At 70.1% G+C, this 16,604-nt stretch carries 12 protein-coding genes; 2 read left to right on the top strand and 10 right to left on the bottom strand.

The genetic code is table 11. The features are described 5' to 3' along the window. Window positions 1-87 precede the first annotated feature (87 nt). The 7 genes from H7H31_RS02955 to H7H31_RS02925 form a co-directional block, all read right to left on the bottom strand. A complete protein-coding gene (locus H7H31_RS02955) occupies window positions 88-2,814 on the bottom strand; it encodes an ATP-binding protein (RefSeq protein WP_187064686.1) in 2,727 nt (908 codons plus the stop codon). A 201-nt stretch (window positions 2,815-3,015) separates the two neighbouring features. Next, window positions 3,016-3,198 carry a DUF2199 domain-containing protein gene (locus H7H31_RS33630; RefSeq protein WP_232109654.1) on the bottom strand — a complete coding sequence of 61 codons (183 nt, stop codon included), beginning with the start codon at window positions 3,196-3,198 and terminating at the stop codon, window positions 3,016-3,018. A gap of 248 nt (window positions 3,199-3,446) precedes the next feature. Then, window positions 3,447-4,307, bottom strand: coding sequence for a phosphotransferase (locus H7H31_RS02945; RefSeq protein WP_187064698.1), 861 nt, complete (start codon window positions 4,305-4,307; stop codon window positions 3,447-3,449). Window positions 4,308-5,124: 817 nt separating this feature from the next. Beyond that, a complete protein-coding gene (locus H7H31_RS02940; RefSeq protein ID WP_187064685.1) occupies window positions 5,125-6,417 on the bottom strand; it encodes an aminotransferase class I/II-fold pyridoxal phosphate-dependent enzyme in 1,293 nt (430 codons plus the stop codon). Then, window positions 6,414-7,745 (bottom strand): FAD-dependent oxidoreductase, encoded by a 1,332-nt coding sequence (locus H7H31_RS02935; RefSeq protein ID WP_187064684.1) that lies wholly within the window; start codon window positions 7,743-7,745, stop codon window positions 6,414-6,416. Before H7H31_RS02935 ends, H7H31_RS02940 begins: the two co-directional genes overlap by 4 nt. 44 nt (window positions 7,746-7,789) lie before the next feature. Next, window positions 7,790-10,999: an amino acid adenylation domain-containing protein gene (locus H7H31_RS02930; protein WP_187064683.1), complete on the bottom strand. Its 3,210-nt coding sequence runs from the start codon at window positions 10,997-10,999 to the stop codon at window positions 7,790-7,792. 53 nt (window positions 11,000-11,052) lie between these two features. Then, complete coding sequence (locus tag H7H31_RS02925) at window positions 11,053-11,793, bottom strand: hypothetical protein (protein WP_187064682.1); 741 nt, start codon at window positions 11,791-11,793, stop codon at window positions 11,053-11,055. Window positions 11,794-12,156: 363 nt separating this feature from the next. On the opposite strand from H7H31_RS02925, the gene H7H31_RS02920 reads away from it, so the two are divergent. Both H7H31_RS02920 and H7H31_RS02915 read left to right on the top strand, forming a co-directional pair. Continuing rightward, window positions 12,157-12,567, top strand: a complete 411-nt coding sequence (locus H7H31_RS02920) for a helix-turn-helix domain-containing protein (RefSeq protein WP_187064681.1) — start codon at window positions 12,157-12,159, stop codon at window positions 12,565-12,567. A gap of 604 nt (window positions 12,568-13,171) precedes the next feature. Continuing rightward, window positions 13,172-14,374, top strand: coding sequence for an IS110 family RNA-guided transposase (locus H7H31_RS02915; protein WP_187064680.1), 1,203 nt, complete (start codon window positions 13,172-13,174; stop codon window positions 14,372-14,374). A 723-nt stretch (window positions 14,375-15,097) separates the two neighbouring features. Here the strand turns inward: H7H31_RS02915 and H7H31_RS02910 are convergent. The 3 genes from H7H31_RS02910 to H7H31_RS02900 form a co-directional block, all read right to left on the bottom strand. Continuing rightward, on the bottom strand, window positions 15,098-15,247 hold the full coding sequence (locus H7H31_RS02910; protein ID WP_187064679.1) for a hypothetical protein: 150 nt from the start codon (window positions 15,245-15,247) through the stop codon (window positions 15,098-15,100). A gap of 161 nt (window positions 15,248-15,408) precedes the next feature. Further along, a complete protein-coding gene (locus H7H31_RS02905) occupies window positions 15,409-15,840 on the bottom strand; it encodes a hypothetical protein (protein WP_187064678.1) in 432 nt (143 codons plus the stop codon). A 38-nt stretch (window positions 15,841-15,878) separates the two neighbouring features. Continuing rightward, window positions 15,879-16,601, bottom strand: coding sequence for a hypothetical protein (locus H7H31_RS02900; RefSeq protein ID WP_187064677.1), 723 nt, complete (start codon window positions 16,599-16,601; stop codon window positions 15,879-15,881). Window positions 16,602-16,604: the final 3 nt, after the last annotated feature.

Genomic DNA, 16,604 nt, shown 5'->3' with positions numbered 1-16,604 from the left:
CCTCGATGACCGCAACGCTAGGCGGGGCGTACCGCTGACGTATCAGTCATCGTGACTGGTGTCCGGGAGACCGACGACCGGCGTCGGCTACCGGACGAGGTGGGCCAGCTCGGCGCGCCCGGTGACGCCGAGTTTCGGATACGCCTTGTAGAGGTGGTGGCCGACGGTCCGTGGGCTGAGGAAGAGCTGGGCGGCGATCTCCTTGTTGGTGTGACCGCTGGCGGCCAGCCGTACGACCTGTAGCTCCTGCGGGGTCAGCAGGGTGAGCGGGCCGCTGCTCCGCGGCTCGTCACCCCGCTCGCCGAAGGCGGCCAGTTCGCCGCGCGCACGCTCGGCCCAGAGCCGCGCGCCCAGGCGTTCGAACGAGGACACCGCCGCCGCGAGATGGCCACGGGCCTCGGCGCGGCGACGACGGCGCCGCAACCACTCGCCGTAGACGAGTTGGGTGCGGGCCCGCTCGTACGGGCCGCCGTGCCGCTCGTGGAGCCGCAGCGCCTCGGCGTACAGCGCGTCGGCGTCGCCCTCGTCGGCCAGCAGGGCCCGGCACCGCAGAACGAGCCCGGTGGCGACCGGGCGGTCGACGTGCTCGGCCCAGTGCAGGAAGGCCGCCAGCGGCCCGTGGGCGCGATCCGGCAGGCCGCCGCGCACGGCCGCCTCCACCAGATCCGGCACCGCCCGCACCAGGACGTCGCGGCTCGCAGGCCCCCGACACACCTGCTCAAGCCTGTCGAACGCGTCCCCGAACCGCCGGGCGGAAAGGTCGAGCATCCCAACACCCCAGGCCGCGATCTCCGCATTGACCCGGTGCCGGGCTCGGGCTCGCGGGAGCACCTCATCGGCCAGAGCCAGGCAGTCTGCCTCGTCACCCGACACGGCGCGCAACCACACCTCCACCGACCGGTGGGCCAGGCTCTCGGTCGTGTTCCCGAGTTCGTCGCTCACGGACACCCCCTCCGCCACACAGGCGCGCGCGTCCGCGAACTCGCCGCGCAACAGCCGCGCCACGGCCAGGACGTTCAGGGTGTACGGGACCCACCCCAACGCCCCGGTGGCCCGCACCACGGCCAGCATGTCCTCGGTCTCGGCGACGACGCTGTCGTCGTCGGCGATCATGAGACCGCCGAACCCGGCGGTGATGCGACGCATCAGGTCGTGTGCGTCACCGTGTGTGGCGGTGTGGAGAGCGCGCATCGGGCCAACGGCCAGCTCCGGACGCCCGGCGAAAAGCTCCGCCCACCCGAGAAGGGCGCCGACGACCGGTGCCCAGGGCTCCGGCGGGGTGAACCCGCGCATCAGGTCCGCCGCGTGCCGCACGAGGTCGTGCGATGCCCCGTGCCGGGCAGCGTGCGCGGCCTCGTAGAGCGTAAGCGCGGCGCGCTCCGGATCGGTGTCGCGCACCAGGGCGGCGGCCTCAAGCGTCAGCTCCGCGTCGGCCCGTGGCGAGGTGCGTTCGTACTCCACGGCGCCACGGGTGTAGATGGCGTCGGCCCGGACGCCGGTGTCGGCGGTGAGCGCGAGCGCTTCGGCCGCCAGCCGGGCGGCGCGGTCGGCCTTGCCCGCGTCGAACGCGGCCTGGCTGGCCCGGGCGATACGCCGGGCCTTGCGCTCCCGGTCGGTACTGAGCCGACCGGCGCGTTCGTAGGCGGCGGACACCGCCATCGCGCCGCCTCGGTGCCAGGCCCGCTCCGCCACGCCCTGGAGTTCGGCGGCCACCGCCTCGTCGGGCTGGGTGGTGGCGGCGGCGAGGTGCCAGGCCCGACGGTCGGCATCGGCGTCCGCGCGCAGCGCCTCGGCGTACGCGCGATGGACCTCCATCCGCCGGTGCAGCGGCGCGTCCTGGTAGGCGGCTGCCCGTACCAGGGGGTGGCGGAACGTTATCCGGCTGTCGATCCGTACCAGCCGGTCACGTTCGGCGGGTGCCAGGTCGCCGGCGGCGCCACCGAGGGACTCGACCACGTGCAGGATCGTCGCGAGGGGCGCCGCCGTGTCGGCCGCCGCCACCAGGAGGGCGCGTTGGGTGGGGTCGGGAAGCTCCACGATCTGGTGGCGGAACGCCTCCTGTACGCGGCGGGTCACCGGCAGCGGGCCGACCTGCTCGGCCGGGTCCAACTCGTCGCCATCGCGGGCCGCGAGCCGCGACGACCCGAGTTCGATGATCGCCAGGGGGTTGCCGCCGGACTCCGCGAGAACCCTGTTCCGCACCCGTTCGGCGAGTTCCGGTGCGTGGCCGTCGAGCAGCCGGGCGGCCTCGGAAGCGGCGAGGCCGGACAGATCCACGACCTCGACGCCCGCGATCACGGCCGGCACCGCCGTGTCGCGCACCGCGAACAGCATCGCGATCGGGTCGGCCACGAAGCGGCGGGCCGCGAACAACAACGCCTCCACGGAACCCTGGTCCAGCCATTGCAGGTCGTCGACCACGCACAGCAGCGGGGAGTCCTCGGCCAGATCGGCGAGCAACGACAGCGTGCCGGCGGAGATCAGGAACCGGTTCGCGTCGTCCCCCTCGGCCAAGCCGAAAGCGCGACGCAGCGCCGTCGCCTGGGGAGCGGGCAGGGCGTCCAACCGGCCCAGGTGGGGAAACAAGAGGTGGTGCAGGCCGCCGTACGCCAGCTCGTGGTCGGACTCGATCCCAGCCCCGCGGACCACCCGCATGCCCTCGGCTTCGGCGATCGACACAGCGTGGTCGAGCAGGACCGATTTCCCGATCCCCGGCGCGCCCCGCAACCCCAGCGCCCCGCTACGCCCGTCGCGCGCGCCCGCCAGCAGCCGCTGAACCCGCGCCTGCTCGGTTCCTCTTCCCACCAGCAACATGCGGGCACCCTAGTCCGCGGTCGTGAACGCGGTCGCGGCTGGCGCCTCGGGCCAGGACTGGGGCTGGGGCTTCACGGTGGGTGCTCAGGCCCGTTGGCCGCGGGGTCAGCCACCGTGGCGGCTCCGCCGCGATGGACCGCTGGGCCCTGCGGCTCAGGCCGGCAGGCGCGACCGGGACGGGTGATACGGGCTGGTCAGCCATTACCGCCGCTCGCCGTCAGCGGCGTGGAGGACGGTGTCTCCGGGATCGTTGGAGAGCAAGCAGTCGCCGGCGCCGGCGAAGGCCGGGTCCCACACGCTGGGGGCCTCGGCCGTGTAGTTCATCGGCGGCTCAGGGTGGTGGGCCCCGCAGCACGCGCAGGCGAACCCGAGACCACTGGTCATGGTGCCGGGCCCTAGCGACGGACCTCGGCGGTACCTCGGTCGGTGTGCCGGGCCACGGTGGTCGTGGCACTCGCCGGGCCGCGTGACCTGGTTTGGGGCGCCCGGGTGCCTGGCTGTGCTGGTCGGCGCCGCCTGGACAGGTCTCTCGGGGTGTGCGATGAGTTGCTGCGTATGTACGCACCGGTCCCATGGAGCGGCGCGGCAGCGGGGCGGGCGCCCATGGGGTGCGACGGCGATAGCGGCGTTTTCTACGAACCATCCAGTTGCCTGGTCACTGTGTCGAGTGCCGGCCACGGAGGCCCCGCGCGCAGCAAGCGCAGGCACTCCTCTCCGAATCGCCTCCCGTTCGGAAACTGGTCGCCAAGCTCCCAACGCCACGCGGCGACCATCGCGATCACGAGCTGCCGGCACGCGTCCAACAGCTCTTGGTCAACGCCCGGGTAATGCGCGCAGACCGCCTCAGGGGCATGGGCGAGATCGAACTCGACAGGCCCTCGGCAGCACGTCTCCAGGTCGATGAACATCGGGCCGTTCTTCGTGCTGAGCACATTGCCTGGATGCGGCTCGCCGTGGAGGAGCTGCTCCACGGCGTCGCGCTCGTCGACCGCTCGTCGCAGGCTCGCCAGCCTGCCACTGAGAAACACGCGATCCGCGTCGCTGAGTTCCGGCGAGCGATCCGGGTTGGCGATCACTTCGGCCGCCTCCGCGATACGGTCCGTGAACCTCGGGCTCGGCACGTCGACCTCGCGCATGCCGGCGTGCAACCGCTCCAGCGCCTTGGCGTAGTCGACTGGAGAGGTGGGGGATGCCACGGGCTCGTAGTAGGTCCACAACGTCACTGCGAAGCCGTCGCGCGCGTACGCCCGCGGGTCCGCCCGAGGTTCCAAGGGACGCACCGGACATCCGACCCCGGCGAGCCGCTGGGCGAGCTCGACTTCGAACCGTGCGACCTCTTGCCCCATCGGGGCGACCCGGGCAAGGACATCGCATGGCGTCAGCCGCAGTGTCAGCTTGTTCGAGTTGTGGAGGACGGTGGCGTCGTCGGCTGGCAGGTCGAGCGATGCGGCGACCGACATCGCAGCCGCGATCGCGCGCGTGACGTCGGCCATCTCCACCGTCGCATCGTGGCACAGACGAGCGAGGGCACGTTCTCCGGGCCCACTCGGAATAGGTCCGTACGGCTGTCGCGGACGCCGGTCGCTGTGCACGGCGTGGCGTTCGCTGTGACACGCGGACACCCACTACCGCCTCGGACCCACGGCACCCCGCTCCGGCACCCGTTCACAACGGCCGTGAGGCAGGGCAGGGCACGTGAGGACGAGGTCGCCACCGCCCCCCCACGCTCACTCTCCCCTCCCCGGGAGCGTCGTGCTGCCCCCTGGCTGGCCTGAACTCGGCCGCACCGTCGTCCGGTCGACTGCGTAGCTGAGGCGGCGGGCGAAGCGCCGCGAGAACTCCGCCTCGCTCTCGGCATCGCGGGCTCCGTGGAGCAGGCGGTCCGAACGGGAGAACACCGCGGTTCAGCGGCGTGCTGCGAGGCGAAGCGCACGTAAGGCAGGGGCAGTTGCCCGTCCCGGAAGACACGGGGTACGGGCGCGGCCTCGCCCGGTTCTCGCGGTCTTCGACAACCACGTGCTCACCAGCAATGCCCCGGCCCCGCCCCCTCACCACCAGATGCCAGCCACCAACCAGCCACCCCGGGGCGGCGAGCCGCAGAACCGATCCCGCAGCGGGGCAACCTGACTGGTCACCTGGGGCGCGAAGGGGAATTGCGGCGTGCGATCGACTAGCGAGCATGCGAGCCGCGACGGTAGACGATGACAAGCCCGACAGGCGTACACCCGTGCGGCCGGGCTGTCGCGAACCCTCCTGGGCTGATGAGGACCACACGCCATCCCCTGCGGCGAATACTCCCGCGGCACCTGGTCACGACCTCTTCGGCCGGGCCGTCGCTTCGCTCCTCCCGGTGTGGTCCGTCCACGATTCGGCGAGCAGGTCGCCGATGCGTTCGATGGCCGATGTGGTCTGCGTGGGCGGTGCGAGGGTGGTCAGCCGCAAGTACGTGCTGAGGTCACTGTGGTTGCCGAACTGCTGGCCTGGCATGGCCAGTACCGACTTCTCCCGCAGCAGCCGCCGGGCGAACTTGTTGGTGGTGGTGCCGGGCGGGAGGTCCAATCGCGGGAAGGCGTAAAAGGTCCCGTCCTGCGGGGTGCACCGCAGACCTGGTTGGCGATCGATGGCGGTGTGGGCCGCCGACCGGGACTGGTGGAGTGCGCCGCCCGGCTCGGTCAGCGCGGCGGCGTCTCGCAGAGCGGGCGCGGACAGGGCGGCCGGAATCGCGTACTGGCCCACCGAGTTGGGACCCAGCCGCAGTGCGGCCAGTGAGGCTACCGCGTCGAGGTAGGCGCGGCCGACTCCGGGTGGGTGGGACGCGACCACCCACCCGGCTCGCAGGCCCGGCAGTCGGGAGAGCTTCGACAGTCCGCCGAAGGTCAGGCACAGCAGGTCCGGCGCCAGTGCGGCGAGCGGTACGTGCGGGTCGGGCACGAACCGTATCCCGTCGTAGATCTCGTCGGAGAACAGCACCAGGCCGTGCCGGCGGGCCACCGCCACCAGGCCGTCGAGGGTCTCCGGCGGCCAGACGGCGCCCGTGGGGTTGACCGGGTTGATGACGACCAGGGCACGGGTCCGCGGACCGGCCAGCCGGGACAGGGAGTCGAGATCCGGACGCCAGCCGTTGGCCTCGGGGCATGGGTAGGGGACCACGGTGCCGGCGCAGAGGCTGGTGTACGCCGCCCACATGGGGTAACCGGGGTCGGGTACGAGCACTTCGTCTCCGGGGCCCAGGAGTGCCTGGAGGGCCAACAGGGCCAGTTCGGAGACGCCGTTGCCCAGCCGCACGTCCGACGGGGTGACCCTCGGCAGGGCCAGCCGGGTGCGGAAGTGCTCGGCGACGGCGGTCCGTGCCGTCAGGTGCCCGGCTGCGTCGCTGTAGCCGCGGGCGTCGTCGATCCGCTCGTGCAACGCGGCCAGCACGGACGGGGGAGCGGGTATGCCGTGCGCCGCCGGATCGCCCAGCCCGAGGTCGATGATCGGGCGGCCGTCGACGGACAGTTCACGGGCCTCGTCGGTCAGCGTGCCGCGCAGCCCGTGACGGCCGGCGGCGGCCACCCGCCGAGCCGGGCGGGCGTCGCGCCCGGGTCGTACGACGGAGGTCACGACAGGGCCTCCGTCTTGAGGGCGGCGCGCAGCCGGGCGGGCCGGTCGGCGGACGCGTCGATGCTCTCCGCGGCGCTCAGCGCCGAACGGACGGCCGATTCCTGGCTGTCGATGTCGTACAGGTAGCTGCCGGCCAGTTGCAGGTGCGGGCTGAGCCGCAGGTCGTGCAGTTTGCGTCGGACGGCCATGGCGTCCACGGTGAGGACCTGGAGCCGGAAGTGCGCGATGCGCAGGACATCGGCTGGCTCCTCGCGGTGCGTGATCCAGCTCTTGAAGACGTCGGGTCCGCCGGCCGCTGGGAACCAGTACGTCGGCTCGCCCCGGCCGTCGTGCGCGTGGACCGTGACGGCCGACCAGTGCCGGCGCTCCGGTGGCATGTACCGCGCGTCGCGGTGTAGGGCGACGGTCACCGGCTCGTACGGCAGGCGGTTCAACAGGACGGCGCGTTCGGCCAGCACCGGGTCCTGTGTCAGCATCCGAGCGGCTGCCCAGGCGGGGGTTGCGACGATCACCCGGTCGTAGAGGGGTGCGTCTCCACCGGTGGTGTGCACGGTCAGCGGGGCCGAGCCGCCGGGGCCGTTGGCGCTGATCCGGGAGACCGGGTCGGACAGGCGCAGGCGAGTGCCGAGGGCCTTCGCCAGCCGGGCGGTCAGCGTGTACAGGCTGCCGGAAAGGTTGGTCCACAGTGCCGCGTCCTCGGGACGGCCGGGCGGGGTGCGCAGCGCCCAGGCGGCGGCGTACCGGGCCGGCATCACCGCGGCGTCCGCCAGCCGACAGCCGGTGTACGAGGCGAGCCACGGCAGGAGGATCTGGTCACGGACCTCCGTGTCGACCCCGGCCGCGGTCGCCGCCTGGGCGACCGTGGCTTCGGAGGGCAGAGGCGCGGCGACAGACTCGCCGGAGCCGTCATCGGGGTCACTCCTGGGCCGCTGCCCCGCGGCGGCGGTCAGGAAGGCCCCGATCTGCTCCCAGGCCGTTCCGGTGACCGGTGTGCGCCCGTGCTCCGCGTCGTGGGCGGCGTCCGGTGTGACCAGCAGCGGCTTCATGTCGGCGGCGGTGACGGTCAGGGTGAGCGGTACGGTCATCTCCTCGTCCTCGTCGATGCCCACCAGACGGCGCAGTGCCCGGTGAGCGACGAAGTCGGCGGGAGACAGGTGCTGGGCGCCGAGGTCCAGCGGTACGGGTCCCCTGTCGGTGTCGAGCACATGGGTGCGTACGACGCCCCCGGGTTGGGCTTCGGCCTCGTGGACCGTGACGTCGTGATCAGGGGAGAGGAGCCAGGCCGTGGTCAGTCCGGCGGTTCCGGCGCCGATGACGGCGATGCGCATGGGTTGGCCTTTCTGTGCTCGCGGAGCGGAACGCGGAAGAGGGTTCACTCCGTGGGTGTCTGGGGGAGGAAGCCGCTCTCTCGCAGATAGCGCAGGTTGAGGTCGAGCAGGTCGTCGTCCACTGGGGGGCACCGCAGCCCGCTGCCCGCCAGCGCCCGCTCGACGTTGGCGCGGTCGAACGCGGGGAACGTGTCCTCGCAGTACATCTGCTTGACCGACGCTCCCCAGTCCTGGGCCGGCTCCATGAACATCGGCAGGTAGGGCGCCATCGGGTGTTCCGGGTTGCCGGCCGCCAGCCGGTCGATGGAGGCGACCCACTCGTCGTACGGGAGCTCCCGCACGGGGTACCCCATCGCGCGCAGCCGCTGTACCGCCAGGTCCAGCAAGGCGGGCCGCGGGTTGGTGATGTGGTAGACCCGCCCGTCGGGCTCCTCGTGGGTGATGACGCGAGTGATGACGGCCGCGGTATGGTCCACCGGCACGAAGTCCAGCGGCAGTGCCATCCTCGGCGCGGTGCCCGTCTCGGCGATGGTGCGGAACAGCGCGCACATCATCGTGTCGGTGTTCCAGACGCCGCGGTCAGTGGTGCCGGTGATCTCGTACGGGCGGTGGATGCTCACCGGCAGCCCGCGTTCGGCGGCTTGGCGCATCAGACGCTCGGCCACCCACTTGGTCTCGGGGTAGCCCAGGGAGATGCGCTCGGCGTACTCGAGCGGTGTGTCCTCGTGGACGTGCCGGACCCCGGCCGTACCGAAGCCGGCGATGACGGCGATCGACGAGATGTAGTGCACGGGCTTGGTGCGCTCCGCGGCGGCCAGTCGCAGGACGGTACGGGTGCCGCCCACGTTCTCGGGCGCGAGCGCGGCGTACGGATAGGCGAAGTTGACGTGCGAGCCCGCGTGCACGATGGTGTCGCACTCCCTGGCCAGTCGCTGCCAGTCGGCGTCGTCCAGCCCCAGGTGAGGGGCGGCGAGATCACCGGGCAGCGCGGTCAGCCGCTCCTGGTAGTGCGCGGGGTCCAGTCCATAACGCCGCATCCGCGCGGTGATCCGGTCCAGTGCTTCCTCCGGCGTACGGGCCTTCCTGGCCAGGCAGAGGATCTTCTGCGCGCCGTGGTCGAGGAGTTGGGCGATCAGGTGTACCCCGAGGAATCCGGTGGCACCGGTGAGCAGGATGGTGCGCGGGCGGCGGGGGTCGCCGGCCGCGGGCGCGTCGAAGCGCAGGTCCTCCGGCCACGCCGTCTCCGCCGTGAAGTCCACGGGGGCGCGGCCCTCGCCGTCGGTGGGCGGGGTGCCGTCCTCGCTCTCCGGCTCTGAGGTGCGGCTGAGCCGGTCGACCTGTTGCGAGAAGTCCCGCAGAGTGGGGTTGGAGAGGAGGGAGCCGACCAGGTCGGCGCCGTGGGCGGGGCTGATGTCCAGCTCGCGGCGCGTGGCACCGGCCACCTGGGTCGCGCGCAGCGAGGTGCCGCCGATCGTGAAGAAGTCGTCGTCGCGGTCGATCCGGTCCACGTCGAGCGTGTCGCGCCACACCTCCTCGACCTTCTTCTCCGCCTCGCCGCGCGGGGCCCGGGTTTCATCACCCGGCCCGGTTCGGCGTTGTTCCACCAGTTCCATGAGCCGGGCCCGGTCGCTCTTTCCGCTGTCGGTCAGCGGCAGTTCGTCCACCACGACGACCCGGGCGGGCACCATGTGTGCGGGCAGCCGATCGCGGGTGTGCTCGCGCAGGCGCTGCACGAGACCGTCCGGCTCGGCGTCGGCACTGATGATCACCGCGGCGCCCAGTCGCTGCCCGGCGCCCTCGCCCACGACGTCCACGGCGACGTCGGTGACATCCGGGTGCGCCTTCATCGCCGACTCGATCTCGTCGAGTTCGACGCGGTAGCCGCGGATCTTGACCTGGCGGTCCTGGCGTCCGTGGAACTCCAGCACCCCGTCCTCGCGCCAACTGGCGAGATCACCGGTGCGGTACAGCCGCCCGGCTCCGGCTCGGGCTTCGCGTTCGGTGCCGAAGGAGTCGGAAACGAACTGCTCGGCGGTCTTGTCTTCGTCGTTCAAGTAACCTATCGCCACGCCGTCGCCGCCGACCCACAGTTCGCCTTGCTCGCCGATCTCGGCGAGGCTGCGGTCCGGGCGTACCACGTACGCCGTCGAGGCGGTGACCGGGCGGCCGATCGGCACGGAGTCGGCCTGTGGCGGCAGGCTCTCGACCCGGTGGACGGTGGAGAGTACCGAGTTCTCGGTGGGGCCGTAGCCGTTGAGGAAGATCTCTGGCCCGTCGTGGGACAGAACGGCCTGTACGGCGGCCGGGTTGAGGACGTCACCGCCCGCGATCAGGCATCGCAGGCGGGCGAACATGTCCGGCTGGGCCTGGGCGTGCTGGTGGAACAGCCCGGCGCTCAGCCACAGCACGGTGATCCGCTCGCGGCGTAGCAACGCCGCCAGGGCGTCGGTGCTCAGCAGAGTCCGCGGGTCGGGCAGCACCAGACAGGCACCGTTCAGCAGCGGCGCGAACAACTCGTAGCAGGAGACGTCGAACGTGGGGTTGGTGGTGGCCAGCAGCCGGTCATCTGGCTTCAGCCGCAGATCTCCGGTGCCCAGCGTGAGCCGCAGAGGACCGCGGTGAGCACACACCACACCCTTGGGGGCGCCACTGGAGCCGGAGGTGAAGATGATGTAGGCAGGGTCGTCGACGCCCTGTCGCGGCTTGTCAACGGAGGCGGTGAGGTCCTCGGCGGAACCCTCGTCCGGGGCGTGCGGTTCCTTTTCGGGGCGGTCGGTGGGAGCGGGAGCGGCGAGGTCGTCGACGGTGAGGCAGGTCCGGCCCTCGGTAGCCTGCGACGGGCCGTCAGGGCCCGTCACGAGATGCTGGACGTCGGCCGCGTCGAGGATGCCGCGCAGCCGGCTCTCCGGGTGCGTGGGGTCCAGGGGAAGGTAGACCGCTCCGGCGGTCAGCACGCCCAGGGCCGCGACGACCCATTCCGCCGAGCGCGGCAACAGAACGCCCACGGGGTCGCCGTCCTCGACGCCGCGCTCGCGCAGCAGCGCGGCGGTCCGCCGTACGCGCTGCCACAGCTCCTCGTACGTCCACTGGCCGTCGTCCCACGCGACGGCCGGCGCCTGCGGGGTCCGGGCCGCCTGTTCGGCGAACCGCCCGTTCAACGTGGCGTCCTGGGGATATTCCCAGCCGACGTCGTTGCAGGCGAGGACGTGGTGGGGCAGGCGGGGGAAGGGCTGGTCGTGGCCGATGCTGGACATGAGTTCCTCTCATCCGTGAACGGTTGTCGGGCGGTGCGAGGGCGATGGGCGGATCAGCCGGTGGCGGGCTCGGCGGCGGCGCGCCAGAAGTCCTCGATGCTCTTCTCCAACAGCCATGCCGTGTGCAGGGCCGTCCTGGGATCGTCACCGCGACCCAGACCGTCGTCCGTGGTTTCCGTGGCCAGCGCGAGGAGGTCGGGCGCGGAAGCGGTTCCGTAACGCGCCAGGAACTCGTCCGGCGCGGGAATCCCCGACATGCGGACCGCCCGTACCAGTTCCGCGCAACCACCCAGGTAGACGGTGAGATCCGAGTGCAGGGCGAGGCCGGTGCCGGCCTGGCTGGCCTGGAGCGCGATCCACGACAGCATGGCGTCGAAGGCGTAGGTGCGGTACGACCTGGGGGCGCGCCGGAAGTCGTCCTCGGACATGCCCAGGGACCTCGCGCAGTCGGCCAGGGACGGTTGGGCGGCGCCCACCAGACCGATCAACCCGGCGTAGAGATCGGAGGCCGGGTGGTGTGGGAAACGCGTGGCCATCAGCGCGTACGCGGCGAGTTCTGTGCGCTGGCACTGGGCATCCACGGTGACCAGCCGGCGCAGGTGTTCCCTCGTCAACTCGCCGCGACGGGCGAGGTCCAGCAGGGCGTTGTCCCGGACGTACGACGAGTCCTGGGTGTCCTGCCCGGGGTGTGCTTCGGCTGTTTGACGCGTGTTTCGCGTGTGCCGATTGCGGAGCTCCCGGATCAGTTCTTCTGCTGTGCTCCCGATTTCTTGCTGTGGCGCCGGTAATTCCATGATTCCTCTTCGTCGCGCTCGTTGTGGAAAACGCTGTGCGCATCCCGAGTTGACGGCTCGACCTCATGCGAAACGGCCGAGAACATAGTCCCTTCGGGCTGGTACCGGTGACTTCGGGACGCAACGCACGGCCTCCGTCGCTGCTGGCTGCCCCCGAAACGGCGGTACCGGAATGCACCTGAATCTCTGAACGGAGAGACGCGATGGAAGAGGTGATCTCCCGATCGATGGCCTACCGGTTTGGTACACGAGGGTGGGGTATACCACCGGCACCGCTCCCAGCTCGGCTCGTCCCTCCGGGGCGCTGAGTGCAACCGCTTCCGAATCACTCAAGAGGGCATCCTTGAAGGAGAATCCGTCGCCATGGCCACGCCCCCCGAACCGGGCATGCCGCGGCATGCCCGCGACGAAAAGATCATCACCACGCTCGAGGAGATAGCCGACCTGCTTCGCGGCATCGCCGAGCACGGCCCATGCCGTCCCACGTCGCCCCAGGGATCGGGCTCTGCTGCGGACCCGTATGACGACACAACATCAGCGAGACAGCGGCCCCGGAGAAACAATCCGCAATTGACCCGCCGGGAACGCCAGGTCCTGGACATATTGATCACCGGCGCCTCAAACAGAGCGATCTCGCGCCGCTTGGGCATCGCTGAACGTACCGTCAAGAACAACCTGTACATGGTCTACCGAAAGCTCGGCGTCAGCGGGCGCGCCGAGGCGATCGCCTGGGTACTCAACAGCCACGGCTCCGCTCCCCGACACCGCCGATAGCGACGGAAAGGGGGACACGCCGGCACACATTGTCGATGACGCATCGCGCGGAGTGTGCCGCCATTCTTGAACCGGCCACAAAGAGATCTCGACCGGCGCTTTTGTCCATGCGTGTGAGGTGCGGTGTGAGTGTTCAAGAGGGCGTTGGCGTCCACGACGGGCAGTAACACCGACGGGGTGTCGGTGCGGCCGTTTTGGTGGGCGGTTCTGCGCGCTCGACCCGCCATGGTGCCGAGGTGCGAGCGCAGGCTGCGGCTCGACTCCGCCTCTTGCTGACCGGCGAGAGCCGGCGTCCCGCACACGGAACACTCCTCGCGACCTGCGATGCGGTGCCCTCACCCCCGTTATGTTTTCTGCGGTCCTGCAAGAGGGCTGCTGGCCTCCGGGCCCGGCATGACTGTTCCCCCCTGTCGAACGGATGACCTGGGGGGTGGTGTCACCGGGTCTGGGAGGCGCCGTTGGAGACGCTGATGAGAGGTCCGACTACCGCCTGGCCTGGCGCAATGCCAGGCTGCTTGCAGGCGGCAGGTCTGCATAACGTGGATGCGCGCATACGACGCCAACGCCCTGGCCAGCACCGCATGAACCCCTTCGGGAGGATGGGTTGGACTACACCGACGATGCGGGCGTCTTCCTCGGCCTAGACGTCGGCAAGAGCGCCCATCACGGGCACGGGCTGACCCCGGCCGGGAAGAAGGTCTTCGACAGGCAACTGCCCAACAGCGAGCCCAAGCTGCGGGCCGTCTTCGACAAACTGACCGCCAAGTTCGGCACCGTGCTGGTGATCGTGGACCAGCCCGCCTCGATCGGAGCCCTCCCCCTCACAGTCGCCCGGGACGCCGGCTGCAAGGTCGCCTACCTGCCCGGCCTATCCATGCGGCGGATCGCCGACCTCTACCCGGGCGAGGCGAAGACCGACGCCAAAGACGCCGCGGTGATCGCGGACGCCGCCCGCACCATGCCGCACACCCTGCGCTCGCTGGAACTGACCGACGAGATCACCGCCGAGCTGACCGTGCTGGTGGGCTTCGACCAAGATCTCGCAGCCGAGGCCACCCGCACCTCGAACCGGATACGCGGCCTGCTCACCCAGTTCCATCCCAGCCTGGAACGTGTTCTGGGCCCGCGCCTGGACCACCCTGCGGTGACCTGGCTCCTGGAACGCTACGGCTCCCCCCTCGCCCTGCGCAAAGCCGGACGCCGCAAGCTGGTTGAGGTGATCCGACCCAAGGCTCCACGCATGGCCCAACGGCTGATCGACGAGGTGTTCGAGGCGCTCGACGAGCAGACCGTCGTGGTCCCGGGCACCGGCACCCTCGACCTCGTGATCCCGTCCCTGGCCCGTTCCCTCGCGGCCGTCCACGAACAGCGACGAGCCCTGGAAACCCAAATCGGCCAACTGCTGGAGGCCCACCCTCTTTCCGCGGTCCTGACCTCGATTCCGGGAGTCGCGGTCAGGACCGCCGCCACCTTGCTCGTCACCGTCGGCGACGGCACCAGCTTCCCCACCGCTGCCCACCTGGCCTCCTATGCCGGCCTTGCCCCGACGACCAAGTCGTCGGGGACCTCGATCCACGCCGAACACGCACCCAAAGGCGGCAACCGTCAATTCAAACGCGCAATGTTCCTGTCGGCTTTCGCTGCGCTGCACGATCCCGTATCCCGCACCTACTACGACCGATGCCGGGCACGGGGCAAGACCCACACACAAGCACTGCTCCGCCTAGCCCGCCAACGGATCAACGTGCTGTTCGCGATGCTCCGCGACGGCACCTTCTACCAACCCAAAACCCCCCGCACCGCTTGACGAAAGACATAGAGGCACCCCCCCCGAAAGCGAAGCGCCTACCGCACCTGCTCACCAGGGGTTACCACCAGAACAGTGCCTTGCCCTGCGCTAACGCGTCTTCCCGGCTCTTCGCGGCCGCACGGTCTTGTGCGGCCGGTCCCCCAGGGGCTCCGCCGCTGGAGGAGGCAATGCGATGAAGCGCGGCCGCCCGTGGAGAGCTGCTGGGTCTCAGTGCCTGTTCGACGAGGAAAGGTACCGTGACAGTCGACCTGTTCTCGATGACGCAGCATGTGGAGTGTGTGGCCATCCTCGAACCGGCCTCGAAGGGCTCCTGACCTGCGGTTTTGTGCGTGCGCATTATGTGCGGTGTGGGCGTTACGGGCGATATCTTGACGCTGAAATGACGCTCGTGACGCTCATTTGACGCTCGTTCTGATGGCATGTCAGGTGACTTCCGCTGCTGTTCAGACCACCTGCCGGGCTGCGGAGAGACTCTCGTAAAGCGAGAAGGTCTGTGCCGAGCGCCGGTGTAGATGACTCAGTATTGCGGTGGCGAAGCCCCTTGGTCGTCGGCGTGCTCCCGTCGGCAGGCGCTGACGGGAGCACTGCACGAGGCGGCCCTTGCTGTGGGGCGCTTGATTTGGACTGTAAATCGACCCTAGGGGCGCGTCTGGCACCCGGCGAGTGCTTCAGGGTGAGTGCAGTTCCTGCGTCCGATGACTGCAAAGGCTGATGGGGCCGCTACTTGGGGTAGAAGCCGGTGATGCGGTAGAGCTGTCCGTGATGGTGGACGCTGAAACCCATGACCCACTGCTCGGACAGGTTGTCTACGACGATCAGCCGCCGGTCGGTGAGGGCTGTTGGGCGGTGCAGCGGCATTGAGACCGGCACGGGGCATTCGTCGAACCGGGACCGGGCGTGGAAGGCGGGGGCGGTCACCATGCGCCCTACGAGCGGACCAGTTGGGTGGTACTCGACTGGCAGCTGTTCTAGGACACCATCCAGTTCGATCGTGACCGTGCGGTGGCGCAGGCCGTGGGAGTGGAGCAGGCTCATAGTGCCACCGCCACGTGTTCCTGCGGCGGTAGGCCGTAGCGCATCCAGAACCTGAGGGTGCAGGCGGTGTGGATCTGACCAGTACCCGTGGCCTGGCGGCTATCGAAGACCCAGCGGTTCACCTGCACGAAGGTGCCGTGGCCTGTGCGGAGATCGAGCTCAAGGTTGAGGAAAACCGGACGCTTGGCGACGCCGAAGCCCTGCCACGGACGTTCCCAGCGCAACAGGGTGCCGAACCGCGAGTCGTTCCAGACCATCAGGCGTTGCGAGCGGTGAGCGTCACGGCAGTCCAGGATCCACAAGTCGGCGTGTGCTTCCCGGCCGGCGACTTCGGCGGGTGGAAGCGGGCGGGCCTGGACCTCAGCCCGCTTCCCGCAGTGCAGTTGGCAGTCGGCGCGGCGGTTGCCGAGGGAGATCTCGGTGGCCACGCCCCATCCTTTGATCTCCTTGTGCCACGCAGACTCGGTCATAGGGCGCCTGCATAGAGGAGGAGTTCGGCGTCGTCCTCGTCCAGGCCGAGGGCCTGCGGCCCGACTTCGGTGAGCAAGTCGGCGACTGTGAAGATGCCAGGAAGGCTGTCGATGCCGGCGACTAGACGGTCGTAGCGTTTGACTAGGGCGAGGATGCGGTTTCCACGCGCCCGGTGCCTTTTTGCACCTTGGGTGGACTCTTTGGCCTGCTGGTCGAGTCGGTCGGCCTCCCTGAAGTCGCGTTCGGCAAGAGAGGGCAAGACGTCGATGATGCGGTCGAGGTCTTGCAGTACGAGTTGCCGAGCGGTCTTCTCCGTCAGTTCGCCCCCCTCGCCGAGTACAACTTTCGCGACGACCTGGTCGTCGGTGGCGCCGGCGCGTGGACCGGGAACGCTGGCGTCGTCCGGGGCGGTGGGGGTGGTGCCGCAGCCGGGGCCCTGGAGGGTGGGTTCGGTGCGCGAAGGGCCGGGCGGTCCGGCCAGGGCAGCGAGTCGGATCTCTTTGGTGACCTTGTTGAAGGAGGTGGTGCACATCGACTTCACCGCGCGGTCGAACACCGCGTGGTACTCGGCCGACAGCACTTTGATCTTCGATCGGACGATCCCCTGTAGCCGGGAGAACTGCTCACCCTCGCTCCCGCCGGCGAGAATGCAGCGGAGGGCTTCACGGTCGAGGACGTCACGTACGTTGTTGGAGTAGCGGCCTGCGGCGCTGGGCATCTG

This window comes from Streptomyces buecherae, assembly GCF_014295035.1.
GTDB classification, from domain to species: Bacteria; Actinomycetota; Actinomycetes; order Streptomycetales; family Streptomycetaceae; genus Streptomyces; species Streptomyces youssoufiensis.
The sequence above is the reverse complement of the archived record's forward strand: the minus strand, read 5'-3'. Positions and strand labels throughout refer to the sequence as shown.